Genomic DNA, 15,867 nt, shown 5'->3' on the forward strand with positions numbered 1-15,867 from the left:
ACGACTCGCTCCTTGGTTCTCCACGGTATTCCGTGGCAAAACATGGAAGGAACCGTGACGGACGGGGATTGAAAGGTGACGGAGGCGGAGGGAACCGGGACAAACGGGACTACAGGTGATAGCGGGTGGCGGCGACCATCTGCTTGACCAAGGTCTCGCGCCACGTGCTCCAGCCGTATTTCTTCGTGATGGCCTCCTCGGAGGTCGCGCCGAGCGAGGAGCCGTCGGCACGCGTCAGATCGTAGAGCATGTCGAGCAGCATCGGGTCGTGGCGCAGACGGTTCGCGAGGTCGGAGCCGGTGTTCGGATCGTTCGGATTGCGGCCGGTCGCGAACTCGCTCAACGTGAGATGCTCGCGCACCAGCAGCGTCACCATGCGTATCGTGTCCGCGTCGTAGCCCATGCGCCTGAGGATCACCGGCGCGTGGCGCGCGCCTTCCGCCGCGTGGTCGGCGACGCCGGAACGCTTGCCGATGTCATGCAGGATGCCGGCGAGCAGCAGCGCGGTGTAGTGCACGTCATCGTATTGCGGCGCACCGGAGCCCGCGCCGCCGGTCACGACGCCCTCGGACCTGCCTTCGCGGTCCGCGGGCGACGGGAATCCGATGTCGCGCGTGAGACGCGAGACGACCTCCACCGAGTGACGGTCGATCGTGTAACGGTGCGCCGCCGACACCGACGGACGATTGCGGATACCCAGCCATTCCGGCATCCACTTGCCCGGGATGTCGGCGAAATCGATCTCCTCCCACACGCGGATCAGCTCCGGACCGGACGCGAGCAATTGCACGAACAGGTCACGCGTCGTCGCATCCCACTGATTGCTGTGGATCGGGCATCGACGCAGATTCTCCAACGTGCCCGGATTGATCGGCAGCTTGCGGCGCGCCGAAGCGAGCGCGACGCGCAGCGCGAGCGAGGCGTCGCGCGACGAATCGGCACCGGGCGCAAGCACGATCTCATGCTCGTGGACGGCGACGCCGGGCGCGACGTTCTCGAACTTCGGCGCCTCGCGGTGGCCACCCGCACGCTGCGACATCATCTGGAAGAACGCGAAACGGGGCTTCTCGTGCGTGAGCGAATGCTCGGCGCGGGAGGCGGTCGAGTCGAGCGAGAACGCGATGCGCCGGCCGATGCGCGCGAGCAGCGTCTGCATGTCGTCAATCGACTTCGCCTCGCGCTCGCCGCCCGCGGGCAGGGTCGGGTCGGCGAGGCCGAGCATCGCGGCGACCTTGTCCTGATACGGGGTGAGCAGCAGGTTCGTGTCCTTGTTCGCGACCAGGTGAATGCAGTCGCGCACGTCGAGCAGCCGGTCGACCGCGTCGTCGTAGGCGCCGTGCGGGCGGTCGGCGAGCCAGGAGACGGCGAGCGCGGAGACGAGCACCGAGTCGCGCAGGCCGCCGCGCGCCTCCTTGATGTCCGGCTGGTTGATGTACTGGAGGCGGCCGAACTCGTCGAGCCGGCTCGTGGCGGAGGCGAGCAGTTCGGGCAGGCGCTTTCGCGCGGCCTTGCGCCAGCGTTCGAGAATCGAATCGGCGGTGGTCTTGATGAGGTCGATGTCACCGGCGACGGGCTCCACGTCGAGCCATCCCATCGCGGCGGGCAGATCATGGTCGGTCACGGATTCGCATTGCTGGCGGGTGCGCACCGAATGGTCGAGGTCGAGGCCGGAATCCCACAGCGGGTACCAGAGCTTGTTGGCGAGTTCGTTGAGTTTCTGGTCGTTCAGGGCGTGGGAGTCGTAGATGAGGACGAGGTCGAGGTCGGAGCTGGGGCCGATCTGGCCGCGGGCGAGCGAGCCGACGGCGGCGAGGCCGATGCCGTGGTCCGGCACGTCGAAGTCGACGTTCGCCTTCGCCTCGTCCCACAGGCGCGTGAGGCAGTCCATCGCCAGTTCGGTGCGGGCCCTGCGTTTCGCCGCGCCGTCGCGGTAGACGCCGTCCGCGTCCGGCTGGCTCATCGCCATGAATCGTTGCTTCAAACCATCGACCGCCGATGCCATTTCGCGTGTGCTCCTTGTTTGTTCTTCTTGTCCCCCGACGAAGAAGGTGGCCGCCGAAGACGGACGGAGGGAGGTCTCTCCCCCACCCGCTGCGCGGGAGCCCCCTCGTCAGAGGGGGCCGATGAGGTAAGAAAAGGTCCCCGCACGGCTTGGGGGCTGCGTGCGGGGACCTCTTGTCTCTTTGATGGCCCGACCCATCCCGGCGATCGGTGAACGATATGCGCCGGGCGGGAGGGACGTCTGCTATCAGATCGCGGCGGAGCCGGACTCGCCGGTGCGCACGCGCGTCACCGAGTCGAGCGGGGCGACCCAGACCTTGCCGTCGCCGATCGTGCCGGTGCCGGCGGCCTTGACGATCACGCCGACGAGCGTCTCCGCATCGGCGTCGTCGGACAGGACCTCGACGCGGATCTTCGGAATCAGGTCGACGGTGTATTCGGCACCACGGTAGACCTCGGTGTGTCCGCGCTGACGGCCGTAGCCGTTCGCTTCGGAGACGGTCAGACCGTGCACGCCGGCGGCCGCGAGGGCCTCCTTGACGTCGTCGAGCTTATGGGGCTGAATGATTGCGGTGATGAGCTTCATCTCACCTCACCTCCTTGAGGACGGAGCTGGCGGTACCAGCAAAATCGTAGGCACGTTCACCCTGGTCGGCAAGGTCGATGCCGCCGACTTCCTGGGCTTCGGTGACGCGCCAGCCGACGGTCTTCTCCAGCGCGAAGGCGATGATGCCGGTGATCACGGCGGAGTAGACGATGGCGCACAGCGCGATGAGGATCTGGACGACGAGCTGCTTCCAGTCGCCGCCGGCGAACAGGCCCGTGCCCTCGCCGAAGAAGCCGATGAGGACGGTGCCGGTGAAGCCGCCCACGCCGTGGACGCCGACGACATCGAGGGAATCATCGTAGCCGAGCTTGAACTTGAGACCGCAGGCGAGGCAGGTGAGCACGCCGGCGATCGCGCCGAGGACGATGGCCCACAGCGGGGAGACGACATCGGCGGCCGGAGTGATGGCGACCAGGCCGGCGACCATACCGGAGGCGGCGCCCATCGCGGTGTAGTGGCCGGAGCGGATCTTCTCGGTGAAGCCCCAGGAGAGCATGGCGGCTGCGGTCGCGGCGGAGGTGGACACCCAGGCGTAGCCGGCGGTGCCGTTCGCGGCGAACGCGGAACCGGCGTTGAAACCGAACCAGCCGAACCACAGCAGGAAGGCGCCGAGCATCACGAACGGGACGTTGTGCGGACGGAACGGCTGCACGGCGAAGCCCTTGCGCTTGCCGATGATGAGGACGATCACCAAGGCGGCGACTGCGGCGTTGATGTGGACGACGGTACCACCTGCGAAATCGTGGGCGGCGGCGCCGATGGCGGTGGAGATCGCGCCGGAGCCGGACAGCAGACCGCCGTTCCAGACCATGTGGGCCATCGGGGCGTAGTCGAACGTGACCCACAGCGCGACGAAGATCATCCACGTGCTGTACTTGACGCGTTCGGCGATGGCGCCGCAGATCAGGCCGACGGTGATCATCGCGAACGCGACCTGGAAGGCGACGTCCACGGACACCGGATAGTTGTTGGAGTTCAGGCCGGTCGTGGTGAACACGCCGTCCTTGGCGACCATCGAATCCTTCAGCAGGAAGCCGGAGGCCGGATCGCCGAAGATGCCGGCGACGTCGGTGCCGGCGTAGGCGATGGACCAGCCCCACAGGGTCCAGATGATCATCGTGACCGACAGCGCGGCCGCCTCAAGCATGAACATGTTCAGCACGGCCTTCGCGCGGACCATGCCACCGTAGAAGAACGCCACGCCCGGCGTCATGAGGAAAACCAGGGACGCGGAAGTCAATATCCATGCGGTGTTTCCGGAATCCATGTCTACCTCCCTCTCTTTCACATCTTTCGCCCCGCTTCTCGGGCGAGGCCATTCGTTCTTTCGTCGTCCCCCAGCGGGGGCTAACGGTTCGATAGTGAACGCCCGGATGGTTTTCGTTTCGTTACGGCAGGTTACGCGCTTGTTAATCGCGACGGCGATGCGGGGTGCGTTCGCGTTGATTCCTCGGGGATTTCGCGGGGATTCGGCGGGGACGAATCGAAACGTGACGAAAACGCAAAGGTCCCGGACCATGTTCCATGACATGGTCCGGGACCTTGGTCGCAGTGCGGGGATGGATTCAGGCGAGGATGCCGTCGACGAAGCCTTCCGGGTCGAAGGGGGCGAGGTCGTCGGGTCCTTCGCCGAGGCCGACGAGCTTGACGGGCACGCCGAGCTCCTTCTGCACGCTGATCACGATGCCGCCCTTGGCGGAACCGTCGAGCTTGGAGAGCACGACGCCGGTGATGCCGATCGCCTCGGCGAACACCTTCGCCTGGGTCATGCCGTTCTGGCCGGTGGTCGCATCGAGCACGAGCAGCACCTCGTCCACGGGAAGGTTCTTCTCGGTGACGCGGCGGATCTTGCCGAGCTCGTCCATCAGGTTCGCCTTGTTCTGGAGACGGCCGGCCGTATCGATGATGAGCACGTCGGCATCCAGCTCCTTGGCCTTGGCGCTCGCCTCGAACGCGACGGACGCCGGGTCGGCGCCGTCCTTGTCGGAGCGGACGACCGGCACGTCGACCTTCGCGCCCCACGTTTCGAGCTGATCGGCGGCGGCGGCGCGGAACGTGTCGGCCGCGCCGAGCACGACGCTCTTGCCTTCGGAGACGAACAGGCGGGCAAGCTTGCCGGCGGTCGTGGTCTTGCCGGTGCCGTTGACGCCCACCATGATGATGACGCCCGGACGGTTCGCGCCCGGCTTGTCCGCGTTGAGGCGGCGGTCCGTATCGCGGCCGACCAGGTCGAGCAGCTTCTCCTTCAGGGCGGCGCGTACCTCGGCCGGATCGGCCTTGCCGGTGACACGCGCGTCGGTGCGCAACTCGTCGACGAGCTGTTCGGAGGCTTCGGCGCCGACGTCGGCGAGCAGGAGCGTGTCCTCGACGTCCTCCCAATCGGATTCGGAGAGGTTGTCCTTCGCGAGGATGTCGAACAGCGCCTTGCCGAACGGGTTGCTCGACTTGGCGAGCTTCGCCTTGAGCCGGGCGAGACGCCCGCCCACCGACTCCGGCTTCTCCGCCTTCGGCGCCGGCGCGGGCGCGGGTTCCGGCGCGGCCTCCGCCGCCGGCTCCGGCTCCTCGTTCTCGCCCCCGCTGGCGGGGGCTGTCGGCGCAGCCGACTGGGGGTGGTCCGCGGATTCAGGTTCGGGAGCCTTCTTTTCCTCCCCCTTCAGGGGGAGGTGGCGCTCCGCGCCGGAGGGGGTTTCCGAAGCGGCCTCCGCCTTGGGCTCGGGCTCCGCACTCTCCGGCAGATCGCGGCGCGCCTCCCGCTCCTCGATCGTCTTGTCAAGATCGCGCTTGCGCGACTTGGAGAACCAGACTGCCAACAAAATCAGGACAATCGCGACTACGGCGACGCCTACCATGGCCAATGTATTGCTATCCATGACCCCCAGTCTAACGACGGCCGTCACCCGCGCCGGCACGTCCCGCGACGGCGGCTAAGCTAAGGGGCATGGCCAATTCCTCACGCATGACGTCGTATCAGCGACGCGAACAGCTCATCCGCATCGGACGATCCCTCTTCGCATCGAAAGGATTCGAATCGGTGAGCGTCGAGGAGATCGCCAGCACCGCGAAGGTCTCCAAACCGATCGTCTACGAGCATTTCGGCGGCAAGGAAGGCCTGTACGCGGTGATCGTCGACCGCGAGATGCAGGCGCTCACCGCCGCGCTCACCGCCGCACTCGACGACCCGGACATGCATCCGCGCCAGATCGTCGAACGCACGGCGCTCGCGCTGCTCACCTACATCGAGGAGAACGCGGAAGGGTTCCAGGTGCTGTCGCGCGACTCGCCGAGCACCGATCCGTCCGGATCGTTCAGCTCGCTGCTCGGCGACATCTCGATGCGCGTCGAGGACCTGCTCATCGCCGCGTTCAAACGGCAGAAACTCTCTCCCAAAGGCGTGCCGTACTACGCACAGATGCTCGTCGGCATGACCGTGTTCACCGGACAATACTGGGCGGACCGGCCGAAAGTCAGCAAGGAGCAGCTCGCCGCATACATCGTCGATCTCGCATGGCACGGACTGAGCCGACTCGACTCGAAACCGAAGCTCATCTTCGAAGGCAAATCCGCGAAAACCGCGAAATCACGGAAAACCACACGACCGGACACGCGACCGGACGACGGCTCGGCGCGAACGCCGCAGTCGTCCGTTCCGCAGGAACCGAACGACGCGGCGGACGGCGGCGACGCCGGAACCGGCGTGACGCACGCGGCGTGACGGAACATGAACCGGATGTGCAGGATATGCGCATAAGTCCCGTCCGAGTGGGCCCGGTGCTAGGGTGAGGCGTTGAACCGAACAAACCAGATGTGATTTCGAGGATCGTGACTATGACGCAACCGGCATCGACGACGGCCGACGGACAGGCCGCCACCGGCAAGACGCTCACCTTCGTGGTGCCCTCCTACAACATGGAGGAGTATCTGGAGCGCTGCGTGCTGTCGCTCACGGCGGCGCGGCGCAACGACGACATCGAGGTGCTCATCGTCGACGACGGATCCAAGGATTCCACGCTGGAGGTGGCGCGCGCGTTCGAACGCCGCTTCCCCGGCATCGTGCGTGCCATCCACCAGGAGAACAAAGGCCACGGCGGCGCGGTGAACACGGGCATCGCGGCGGCGCGCGGCATGTACGTGAAGGTCGTGGACGCGGACGACTGGGTGGGCCCGGACTCGCTCGAAGAGGTGATGGCCGCGCTGCGCGACGAGATCGCGGGCGGCGACCCGGTCGACATGCTCGTCACCAACTACGTGTACGACAAGGTCGGCAAGCGTCGCAAGCACGTGGTCAACTTCCGTCACGCGATGAAGACCGGCGAGCGCCTCACGTGGGACGACATGGGGCATTTCGGTCTCGCCGAGTACATCCTCATGCACGCGCTGATCTTCCGCACGTCCGTGGTGCGCGCGTCCGGCATGCGGCTGCCCGAGCACACGTTCTACGTCGATTTCATCTACGCGTACCAGCCGTTCCCGTGGGTGAAGTCGCTGCGCTACCTGGACACGCCGTTCTACCACTACTTCATCGGACGCGACGGGCAGAGCGTGCAGACCGACGTGATGATCCGACGCGTCGACCAGCTGATCCACGTCAACCAGTGCATGGTCGAGGCGACGCCGGAACGCGGGACCGTGCCGGACGGGCTGTACCGGTACATGATCCACTTCCTCGCGATCGAAAGCTCGGTGGCGAGCGTGTTCCTGATCCTCTCGCGCGATCCGGAGAACTATGCGAAGAAGAAGCGGCTGTGGGCCGGGATCAAGACGTATTCGCCGTCGATCTACCATGACGTGCGCCGCAAGCCGATGTCGCGCGCGCTGAACCTGCATGGGTCGGCGGGCAGGTCCGTGATCCGGTGGGGATACCGCGTGGCGGAACGCGTGGTCGGGTTCAACTGATTGGTGTCGGCCGGTCGGGGTCGGCTGACCGGGTTCAACTGACCGTCGTCGGCTGACCGTCGTCGGCCGCACCGGAACGCCACATGATTCTCATGGTTTTCCCAGCATTTGCACACAACACGTTGAAGAGGCGGGGGTTTACTGGGAATCACGGTTGAAAAGCCGCGATAACTGAATCCCTTCTTCTCTCTTCTCTCTCAAGCCCGGTCTTCCCACCGGGCTTTCTCTTTGCCCTGTGTCTTGCCCCTGCCTCACTTGTGTCCCGCCCGCGCCTCGCTCACGAGCAGGCCAACGTAGCCGACGGACACGGAAACCGGCGGCGCAGGGTTGCAATGTCCGCGCGGCGTGTGTATTTTAGAAACGTTGCCCCTCTAGCTCAACGGTTAGAGCAGCGTCCTTTTAAGTCGTGGGTTGTGGGTTCGAATCCCACGGGGGGCACCGCGAATCCCTTGGAATCTCAATGATTCCAAGGGATTTTTGTGTTCCGGGGCCCGCACCCCAGCCCCGCACGTCCCACCCACCACACCGCACCTACTACAGTGGGCAGCATGTCTTGCACCACACTTCTTGTAGGAAAAGCGGCCAGCATCGACGGATCGACGATCATCGCGCGCGATGACGACTCCGGTTCGGGCCGCTACGATCCGAAACGACTCGTCACCGTCAACCCCAAGGACCAGCCGCGCCATTACCGCGCCGTCCTCTCCCACGTCGAGATCGATCTGACGGACGCCGGCGAACCATGCCGGTACACAATCGCCCCGAACGTGCTCAACAATCGCGGCATCCTCGCCGAGGCGGGCGCGAGCGAGCGCAACGTGGCGATGAGCGCCACGGAGACGATCGCGGTGAACGAACGCGTGCTCGCCGCCGATCCGCTGGTCGAACTGCGCCCGGCCCAAGGCGAGCCGACCAATCCGGACGGCACGTCCAACCCGGACTACCGCCCCGAGCAGCCGGGCGGCATCGGCGAGGAGGACATCATCACGCTCGTCCTGCCGTATGTGCATACGGCGCGCGAGGGCGTCCAGCGACTCGGCGAACTGCTCGAGCAATACGGCACGTACGAGTCGAACGGCGTGATCATCTCCGACGTGGATGAGATCTGGTATGTGGAGACGATCGGCGGCCATCATTGGATCGCCCGCCGCGTGCCCGACGACTGCTATGCGACCATCCCGAACCAGCTGGGCATCGACGACTTCGACCTGAAGGACGCGTTCGGCCCGCAGCGCGAATACCTGTGCAGCGCCGACCTGCGCGAGTGGATGGCCGCGCACCGCCTCGACCGCACGATGCCGGCGCACACGTCCGCGGTGCCCGTGCGCGGCGCGGGCCTCGGCGCGGCGCGCGGCGTGGTCGGCTTCGCGGCGGACGGCTCGGTGGAGACGCCGGACCGCTTCAACCCGCGCACCGCGTTCGGCACGTCCACGGCGAAGGACCACATCTACAACACGCCGCGCGCCTGGTACATGCAGCGCTGCCTCAACCCGAGCGAGGACTGGGATTCCCCGGCCGCCCGCTACACGCCCACGTCCGACGACATCCCGTGGTGCCGCGTGCCGGAGAACAAGATCACGATCGAGGACGTCGACCGCATCCTCGCCTCGCATTTCGAAGGCACGCCGTACGACCCGTACGGCACGCTCGGCACGCCGGAGTCGCGTCACCGCTACCGTCCGATCGGCGTCAACCGCACCGGCCACATGGTCGCGATCCAGGTGCGCCCGTACGTGCCGGAATCGGCGCGTGCCGTCATGTGGACGTCGTTCGGTTCCGGCCCGTTCACGACGGTCGCGCCGTTCTATGCGAACGTGCGCGACACGCCCGCCTATCTGCGCGACACGACGCCGATCGTCTCGACCGGCAACCTGTACTGGACGAACCGTCTCATCGCGGTCATCGCCGACGCCCACTTCTACGAGACGAACAATCTGGTGGAGGGGTACGCGGAAGGCGTGCGCGCGTACGGCCATCGTCTGGTCGACGAGACGGACGCGACGGTCACGGCGCAGGTCGCGGGCGGGCGCGGCGAAGCCGACGCCGCCGACGCGCCTGCCGCCGGACGCGCGGACGACGCGACAATCGCGACGACGCTGGAAGCCGCGAACGAGCGGATGGCCGGCTACCTGCGCGAACACACGACGATGCTGCTCAATGATGTGCTGTACACGTCCAGCAATCTGATGCACAACGCGTTCGCGATGTCCGATCGCTGGGCGTGAGCCGCACAATTCCGTAACAGCCCGGAAAAAGACCTCCCATACCGTTCATAGGTTGAAACCGTTCGTAATCTGAACGAGACAATGAGATGAGACGAGATGAGGGAGGACACGCATGCGTACAGCACGAGGCGACTCCGGGCTGACCGCCGGGCTGCGGGCCCGTCTGCGGGCGCTGACGGCACTGGTCGCGGCGCTGCTCGCCGCGGTGATGATGGTCGCCGGACTGTCGGCGACGCCGGCGCTCGCCGCCGACGGCACGGAGGCCGGCGACACGACCAAGAGCATGTCGACCGTGGACGACGCGACGCGCGCGCTCGCGAAGAAGGCGAAGGGCAAGACCTACACAATCGCCACCGACACCACGTTCGCGCCGTTCGAATTCCGCGAGAACGGCAAGATGGTGGGCATCGACATGGATCTGGTCAACAAGATCGCCGCGTCGCAGGGATTCAAGGTCACGATCCAGTCGCTCGGCTTCAACGCGGCGCTGCAGGCGTTGAGCTCGAACCAGGCGGACGCGGTGATCGCCGGCATGTCGATCACCGACGAACGCAAGCAGGTATACGACTTCTCCGACCCGTACTTCCAGTCCGGCGTGCAGATGGCCATCGCGAAGAGCGATGACTCCGTCAAGGGCTACGCGGACCTCAAGGGCAAGACCGTCACCGCGAAGACCGGTTCCGAAGGCGAGGCCTACGCGAAGTCCATCGCGAAGAAGTACGGCTTCAGCATTAAGTCGGTCGACCAGTCGGCCACGATGTACGAGATGGTGAAGGCCGGCAACGCGGCCGCCGTGTTCGACGACTACCCAGTGCTCGCCTACGGCATCTCGCAGAACAACGGCCTCAAGACCGTGACGCCGAAGGTGCCGAGGGGCTACTACGGCTTCGCCGTCAACAAGGGCCGGGACGCCGAGCTGCTGGCCGCGTTCAACGTCGGGCTCAAGGAACTCAAGGATTCCGGCGAATACGACAAGATCCTCGTCAAGTACCTGGGCGCGAACGCCTCGACGAACGCGGACACGAACAGCGTGAAGACGGTGGAACGCATCGGATTCTGGCAACTGGCCGTGCAGTCGCTGCCCGCACTCATGCAGGGCCTCAAGAACACGATGATCATCACCGCGCTCTCGTTCATCGTGGCGCTGCTGCTCGGCCTCGGCTTCGGACTGATGCGCGTGGGCCGCAACAAGGCGCTCGCGTGGATCTCCCGCGCCTACGTGGCCGTGTTCCGCGGCACCCCGGTGCTCGTGTGGGCGTTCTTCTTCTACTTCGGCGTGCCGCAGCTCGTCGGCCACGCCATCCCGAACTGGATCTGGTTCTCCGGCCTGTTCACGCTGTCGCTCAACTCGGGCGCGTACCTGACGGAGATCATCCGCGGCGCGATCCAGTCGGTCGACCCCGGTCAGGCGGAGGGCGCGCGTTCGCTCGGCCTCACCTACGCGCAGACGATGCGCAGGGTGATCCTGCCGCAGGCCGTGAAAATCGGCACGCCGGCCGTCATCAACCAGCTGGTCATCCTGCTCAAGGATTCCTCGCTGCTGCTCACCATCGGCTTCGCCGACCTGCTCTACCAGGCGCAGCAGCTGTACGCGGCGAACTTCCGCGTCACCGAGACGCTGCTCATGGTGGGCGTCATCTACTTCGTGGCCATCACGCTGCTGACCTGGCTCGCGAACATCGCCGATAGGAGGTTGAACAAGTAATGGCTGCATCGACTGAGAACACGGCGAACGAGTTCGTCGTCGACGTGCGCGACCTGCACAAGAGCTACGGCGGCACCGAGGTCATCAAGGGCGTCGACTTCCAGGTACGCAAGGGCGAGGTCGTGTGCATCATCGGCCCATCCGGCGCCGGCAAATCCACGCTGCTGCGCTGCCTGAACGGACTGGAGACGCCCACGTCGGGCACGGTGGTCGTCAACGGCCACGACCTCGGCGCGAAGGACACGAACATCGACGAGGTGCGCGAGCAGATCGGCATGGTGTTCCAGCACTTCAACCTGTTCCCCAACATGACCGTCGCCGAGAACATCATGCTCGCGCCGACGCTCGTGCACAAGATGCCGAAGGACGAGGCCCGCGCGCTCGCCAAGAAACTGCTCGCGCAGGTCGGCCTCGCCGAGAAGATCGACGCGCGTCCCGCGTCCCTGTCCGGCGGCCAGAAGCAGCGCGTGGCGATCGCCCGTGCGCTCGCGATGAACCCGGACATCATGCTGTTCGACGAGGCGACGAGCGCGCTCGACCCGGAGATGGTCGGCGACGTGCTCGAGGTGATCCGCGGGCTCGCCGAGGAGGGCATGACGATGATCCTCGTGACGCACGAGATGGGCTTCGCGCGCGAGGTCTCCAGCCGCGTGGTGTTCACCCACGGCGGCGTGATCGACGAGCAGGGCACGCCTGACGAGATCTTCAACCATCCGAAGAGCGAGCGCCTGCGGTCGTTCCTGTCGAAGGTGCTGTAGCGCCGGTGACGTCGCGACCGGCGTGAAAACGCCGCATCCCACCCGGATAGTGGGCCGGCTCACAGGCCCACTATCCGAACAATTCCCTTAGCCGTCGGCGATACCCCGCCGACGGCTATTACTCTTATTGGTATGAGTGGGAATACCAATTGGACCAATCCGTTGCGCGATCCGCGCGACCTGCGCCTGCCGCGCATCGCGGGCCCGTGCAGTCTGGTCATCTTCGGCGTGACCGGCGATCTGGCGCAGAAAAAGCTGCTGCCCGCCGTCTACGATTTGGCCAACCGCGGTCTGCTGCCGCCGAGCTTCGGCCTGACCGGCTTCGCGCGCCGCGACTGGACGCAGGAGCATTTCATCGAATTCGTCAAGACCGCCGTCAAGGCGCGTTGCCGCACGCCGTTCAAGGAGTCGACGTGGAACAACCTCGCGGCCGGCATCCGGTTCGTGCAGGGCACGTTCGACGACCCGGAGGCGTTCGAGCGCCTGAGCGCCACCGTGCAGGAGCTCGACCGCGACCGCGGCACGCGCGGCAACCACGCGTTCTACATGTCGGTGCCGCCGAGCGCGTTCCCGATCGTCTCCAAGCAGCTGGCCGCTTCCGGCCTGTCGCGCTCCTCCGAAGGCGCGTGGCGACGCGTCATCATCGAGAAGCCGTTCGGCCATGACCTCGCCAGCGCGAAGGAGCTCGACCGTGTCGTCTCCGAAGTGTTCGACCCGAGCTCGGTGTTCCGCATCGACCACTACCTCGGCAAGGAGACCGTGCAGAACCTGCTGGCCCTGCGCTTCGCCAACGCGATGTACGAGCCGGTGTGGAACGCGAACTACGTGGACCACGTGCAGATCACGATGGCCGAGGACATCGGCATCGGCGGCCGCGCCGGCTACTACGACGGCATCGGCGCCGCACGCGACGTGATCCAGAACCATCTGCTCCAGCTCATGGCCCTCACCGCCATGGAGGAGCCGGTGAGCTTCACCGCGAAGGACCTGACGGCCGAGAAGACCAAGGTGCTCTCCGCCGTGCGCCTGCCCAAGGACCTCGCCGCCAACACGGCCCGCGGCCAGTACGCGAAGGGCTGGCAGGGCTCGCACGAGGTCGTCGGCTACCTGGACGAGAAGGGCATCGACCCGAAGTCCACCACCGAGACGTACGCGGCCATCCGTCTCGACATCGACACGCGCCGCTGGGCGGGCGTGCCGTTCTACCTCAGGACCGGCAAGCGTCTCGGCAAGCGCGTCACCGAAATCGCCGTCGTGTTCAAGCGCGCCCCGCACCTGCCGTTCGAGCAGACCGCCGTGCGCGAACTCGGCAAGAACGCGATCGTGATCCGCGTGCAGCCGGACGAGGGCGTGACGATGCGCTTCGGCGCGAAGGTGCCGGGCGGCACCACGATGGAGGTCCGTGACGTGAACATGGACTTCAGCTACGGCCGCTCGTTCACCGAGAACTCGCCGGAAGCCTACGAACGACTGATCCTCGACGTGCTGCTCGGCGACCCGCCGCTGTTCCCCACCACCGAGGAAGTGAACCTGAGCTGGAAGATCCTCGACCCGATCGAGGAGTTCTGGTCGACGCTCGGCCAGCCGCAGCCGTACCGCGCGGGCACGTGGGGCCCGGCCGAGGCCGATGAGATGCTGGCGCGCGAAGGCCGCCATTGGAGGATGCCATGATCATCGATATGCCGAACACCCGCACGCGCGAAATCGCGCACAAAATCGACGAGCTGCACGAGGAGCGCGGCGAATCGGCGACCGGCCGCGTGCTCACGCTGCTCATCGCCACCGACGAAGGCGAACTCGAGCACGCGCTCGAAGTCGCCAACGCGGCGAGCCGCGAGCACCCGTGCCGCGTCATCGCGATCGTGCCGGACACGTCGCGCCGCGACGATTCCGGCGACGGCGACGTGAAGGCGATGGAGAAGACCGACAACCCGGCCATCGACCTGACCGACGGCCCCGCGGAATCGAACCTCAACGCGCAGGTGCGCTTCGGCGCGGACGCCGGCGCTGGCGAGATCATCATCCTGCGCCCCCGCAACGGGCTCATCAACCATCCGGACACGCTCGTCATCCCGCTGCTCGTGCCGGACGTGCCGGTCGTCGCATGGTGGCCGACCACGCCGCCGTCCAACCCGGCGAAGGACCTGATGGGCGCGATGGCACGCAGCCGCATCACCGATGCGCTGCGCTCCAACAATCCGGAAGCGACGATCGAACGTCTGCGCCGCAGCTGGACGCCGGAGGACATCGACCTGTCGTGGACGCGCCTGACCGTGTGGCGCGGACTGCTCGCCTCGATGCTCGACCAGCCGCCGCACCTGCCGGTCACGGCGGTGAAGGTGACCGGACCGCGCGAATTCCTGCCGATGGACCTGCTGTGCGCGTGGCTGCGACTCACGCTCGACGTGCCGGTCGACGTGGAATACGTCGACGGCGCGACGGCGGTGACCGGCGTGGCGTTCACGCGTGCGGACGGCACCGTGTCGCTGGAACGCCCGCACGAGGACCAGGCCGTGATCTCGATGCCGGGGCAGGCGCCGCAGGCGATCTCCGTGCCGCCGCGCACGATCGAGGACTGCCTGACCGAGGAACTGCGCCGCATCGACCCGGACGAGATCTACGCCGACGTCATCAACGAAGGCTGGGACCTGATTCGTCACTAAGGAGTTTCACATGGCAAGTCGCACACTCGTCGTCTATCCGGACAAAGACGTGATGATCAAGGCCGGGGCGTCCCGGCTCGTCTTGGCGCTGCTCGACGCGCTGGACGAGCGCCTGCCGGACGGCTCGCGCCGCACGCGCGTCGACGTGGCGCTCTCCGGTGGCTCGGCCGCGCAGCCGCTCGGACTGATTGCGACCGACGCTTCGATCGCCGCGCTGGCCACGTCGATCGACTGGTCGCGCGTGCACTTCTGGTTCAGTGACGAACGCTTCGTCGCCGCCGACTCCCCCGACCGCAACGCGGTCGAGGCGCGCCGACTGCTGCTCGACGGGCTCGTGGCGGCGGGCTCGCTGCCCGAGGCGAACATCCACGAGATGCCGGCGGACACGCGTCCGGCTGCGGAGATCGCGAAGGTGACGCGCGACGCGGACAGCTCCGACGAGTTCGTGCGTTCCGCCGCCGACGTGGAGAACGAGGCGCTCGTGGACGCCGCGGCGCGTACGTACGCGGACGAATTGGTTCGTGAAATGGGTCCGGAGCCGGTGTTCGACCTGATGATTCTCGGCATGGGCCCCGACGGGCATTACGCTTCGCTGTTCCCCGCCTCCTCGGGGCATGCGGAGGTGCAGGTGCGCGACCGGCTCACGGTCGGTGTGACCCACTCCCCCAAGATGCCGCCGCTGCGCGTCTCCCTGACCGCGCCGTTGATCGCGCGCTCCCGCCATACGTGGTTCTTCGCGGCCGGAGCGGGCAAGGCGGAGTCGCTGGCGCACGTGTTCGCCGCGGGCGGCGAAGTGCCAAGTGGTGACGTCGTGCCGAAGGGGGACCCGGAATACCCGTCCTCCTTCGCTTACGGTGTGGACGAGTTCACCTGGTTCACCACCGAAGAGACGGTGACGAAGCTGTAGCCTCAGGGAGCTTCTCGGGGGGCTACTCTCCGAAGCTTCGAGGCTTCCTTCCGAGTCTCCCCGTGTCTCCGGAGTCTCCCCGTCTTTCCAAGCGCAAGTGATCCCGGA

General features: G+C 66.4%; 12 protein-coding genes and 1 tRNA gene. 9 read left to right on the plus strand and 4 right to left on the minus strand.

Features of this window, described 5'->3' with window-relative positions:
• Window positions 1-109: 109 nt before the first annotated feature.
• The 4 genes from AC1AYD_RS08460 to ftsY form a co-directional block, all read right to left on the minus strand.
• Complete coding sequence (locus AC1AYD_RS08460; RefSeq protein WP_476502980.1) at window positions 110-2,002, minus strand: [protein-PII] uridylyltransferase family protein; 1,893 nt, start codon at window positions 2,000-2,002, stop codon at window positions 110-112.
• Window positions 2,003-2,248: 246 nt separating this feature from the next.
• Window positions 2,249-2,587, minus strand: a complete 339-nt coding sequence (locus AC1AYD_RS08465; RefSeq protein WP_034529718.1) for a P-II family nitrogen regulator — start codon at window positions 2,585-2,587, stop codon at window positions 2,249-2,251.
• Window position 2,588: 1 nt separating this feature from the next.
• Window positions 2,589-3,875, minus strand: a complete 1,287-nt coding sequence (locus AC1AYD_RS08470; protein WP_476502981.1) for an ammonium transporter — start codon at window positions 3,873-3,875, stop codon at window positions 2,589-2,591.
• 298 nt (window positions 3,876-4,173) lie between these two features.
• The gene (ftsY, locus tag AC1AYD_RS08475) at window positions 4,174-5,478 is read right to left on the minus strand and encodes a signal recognition particle-docking protein FtsY (RefSeq protein WP_476502982.1); all 1,305 of its coding nucleotides are present in this window, start codon (window positions 5,476-5,478) and stop codon (window positions 4,174-4,176) included.
• 86 nt (window positions 5,479-5,564) lie between these two features.
• Here ftsY and AC1AYD_RS08480 point away from each other — a divergent pair, with 86 nt between their 5' ends.
• The 9 genes from AC1AYD_RS08480 (at window position 5,565) to pgl (ending at window position 15,759) form a co-directional block, all read left to right on the plus strand.
• Window positions 5,565-6,320: a TetR/AcrR family transcriptional regulator gene (locus AC1AYD_RS08480; protein WP_476503007.1), complete on the plus strand. Its 756-nt coding sequence runs from the start codon at window positions 5,565-5,567 to the stop codon at window positions 6,318-6,320.
• Window positions 6,321-6,433: 113 nt separating this feature from the next.
• Window positions 6,434-7,501, plus strand: coding sequence for a glycosyltransferase family 2 protein (locus AC1AYD_RS08485; RefSeq protein WP_476502983.1), 1,068 nt, complete (start codon window positions 6,434-6,436; stop codon window positions 7,499-7,501).
• Between the two features lie 365 nt (window positions 7,502-7,866).
• A tRNA-Lys gene (locus AC1AYD_RS08490) sits at window positions 7,867-7,939 on the plus strand.
• A gap of 110 nt (window positions 7,940-8,049) precedes the next feature.
• Window positions 8,050-9,726, plus strand: a complete 1,677-nt coding sequence (locus tag AC1AYD_RS08495) for a C69 family dipeptidase (RefSeq protein ID WP_476502984.1) — start codon at window positions 8,050-8,052, stop codon at window positions 9,724-9,726.
• A gap of 112 nt (window positions 9,727-9,838) precedes the next feature.
• Complete coding sequence (locus AC1AYD_RS08500; protein WP_476502985.1) at window positions 9,839-11,431, plus strand: amino acid ABC transporter substrate-binding protein/permease; 1,593 nt, start codon at window positions 9,839-9,841, stop codon at window positions 11,429-11,431.
• A complete protein-coding gene (locus AC1AYD_RS08505; protein WP_034529733.1) occupies window positions 11,431-12,189 on the plus strand; it encodes an amino acid ABC transporter ATP-binding protein in 759 nt (252 codons plus the stop codon). Before AC1AYD_RS08500 ends, AC1AYD_RS08505 begins: the two co-directional genes overlap by 1 nt.
• A 132-nt stretch (window positions 12,190-12,321) precedes the next feature.
• Window positions 12,322-13,860: a glucose-6-phosphate dehydrogenase gene (gene zwf / locus AC1AYD_RS08510; RefSeq protein WP_034529736.1), complete on the plus strand. Its 1,539-nt coding sequence runs from the start codon at window positions 12,322-12,324 to the stop codon at window positions 13,858-13,860.
• A complete protein-coding gene (locus AC1AYD_RS08515; protein ID WP_476502986.1) occupies window positions 13,857-14,852 on the plus strand; it encodes a glucose-6-phosphate dehydrogenase assembly protein OpcA in 996 nt (331 codons plus the stop codon). Before zwf ends, AC1AYD_RS08515 begins: the two co-directional genes overlap by 4 nt.
• 10 nt (window positions 14,853-14,862) lie before the next feature.
• Window positions 14,863-15,759: a 6-phosphogluconolactonase gene (pgl, locus tag AC1AYD_RS08520; RefSeq protein ID WP_476544989.1), complete on the plus strand. Its 897-nt coding sequence runs from the start codon at window positions 14,863-14,865 to the stop codon at window positions 15,757-15,759.
• The last annotated feature ends 108 nt before the right edge of the window (window positions 15,760-15,867 follow it).

This window comes from Bifidobacterium sp. LH_426 (assembly GCF_056356875.1).

Bases quoted from the DNA above. Each gene is read 5' to 3' on its own strand.
- AC1AYD_RS08505 (WP_034529733.1), top strand. From the start codon at position 11,431: ATGGCTGCATCGACTGAGAACACGGCGAACGAGTTCGTCGTCGACGTG.
- ftsY (WP_476502982.1), bottom strand. From the start codon at position 5,478: ATGGATAGCAATACATTGGCCATGGTAGGCGTCGCCGTAGTCGCGATT.
- AC1AYD_RS08465 (WP_034529718.1), bottom strand. From the start codon at position 2,587: ATGAAGCTCATCACCGCAATCATTCAGCCCCATAAGCTCGACGACGTC.
- AC1AYD_RS08500 (WP_476502985.1), top strand. From the start codon at position 9,839: ATGCGTACAGCACGAGGCGACTCCGGGCTGACCGCCGGGCTGCGGGCC.
- zwf (WP_034529736.1), top strand. From the start codon at position 12,322: ATGAGTGGGAATACCAATTGGACCAATCCGTTGCGCGATCCGCGCGAC.
- AC1AYD_RS08495 (WP_476502984.1), top strand. From the start codon at position 8,050: ATGTCTTGCACCACACTTCTTGTAGGAAAAGCGGCCAGCATCGACGGA.
- pgl (WP_476544989.1), top strand. From the start codon at position 14,863: ATGGCAAGTCGCACACTCGTCGTCTATCCGGACAAAGACGTGATGATC.
- AC1AYD_RS08515 (WP_476502986.1), top strand. From the start codon at position 13,857: ATGATCATCGATATGCCGAACACCCGCACGCGCGAAATCGCGCACAAA.
- AC1AYD_RS08460 (WP_476502980.1), bottom strand. From the start codon at position 2,002: ATGGCATCGGCGGTCGATGGTTTGAAGCAACGATTCATGGCGATGAGC.
- AC1AYD_RS08470 (WP_476502981.1), bottom strand. From the start codon at position 3,875: ATGGATTCCGGAAACACCGCATGGATATTGACTTCCGCGTCCCTGGTT.
- AC1AYD_RS08480 (WP_476503007.1), top strand. From the start codon at position 5,565: ATGACGTCGTATCAGCGACGCGAACAGCTCATCCGCATCGGACGATCC.
- AC1AYD_RS08485 (WP_476502983.1), top strand. From the start codon at position 6,434: ATGACGCAACCGGCATCGACGACGGCCGACGGACAGGCCGCCACCGGC.